General features: G+C 37.7%; 1 protein-coding gene. It reads left to right on the forward strand.

Features of this window, described 5'->3' with window-relative positions; genetic code table 11:
* Window positions 1-31 precede the first annotated feature (31 nt).
* Window positions 32-647: hypothetical protein (locus H8S17_RS16310; protein ID WP_186867909.1), on the forward strand; the 616-nt coding region annotated here is incomplete at its 3' end.

Below are 647 nucleotides of genomic sequence, written 5' to 3' on the forward strand. Positions count from 1 at the left end.
ATGAAAAAGTGCTGATAAAGGAGGATTAAAAATGGCTATTAGTGGAGTAGGACAGAGTTATTATCAGAACAATGTTGCAACAACGAAAAGTACAAAGAGCGTAAACAGCACGGGAGAAACGGGCAATACAAAGGAATTATCAGAAGCGGAAGAAATGGCGATTTTCAAAAAGGAATTTTATGCTGAAATTGATAAGATACCCAGAAATAGAACTATAACCAATGTGGCTATCAACATATCAGAGGAAGCATTTAAGAATATGAAAGATGATCCGGAGTACAGGGAAAAGATATTATCAGCACTTAAACGTGACTTAACTTCGTCCTTTGCACCGTTGGAAGCTTCTATGGTGCTCACTGTAGGAGCTACTGCTAAAGATTATAGGGGCGATTCATGGTCTGGTGTTAATAATCAATCGGAATTTTATGCTCGTTCACAAAACAGTTTTTATAAAAAGACAAGCAACAAGAAAGATAGACAAAAAGAGCTTTTGGAAGAATATCTGGAAAAACGGGCGCAGGTTAAAAAACAGCAGCAGGAAATGTTGAATGAAAAGATTGCAAAGCAGGAACAGGAAAGAAGCCGATTATTACGGTCGTGGAACAATGAAAGGCTGTTGTCAAAAGCGTCTAATGCTTATGAAGCAA

The organism is Roseburia zhanii, from assembly GCF_014287635.1.
Taxonomy (GTDB): domain Bacteria; phylum Bacillota; class Clostridia; order Lachnospirales; family Lachnospiraceae; genus Roseburia_B; species Roseburia_B zhanii.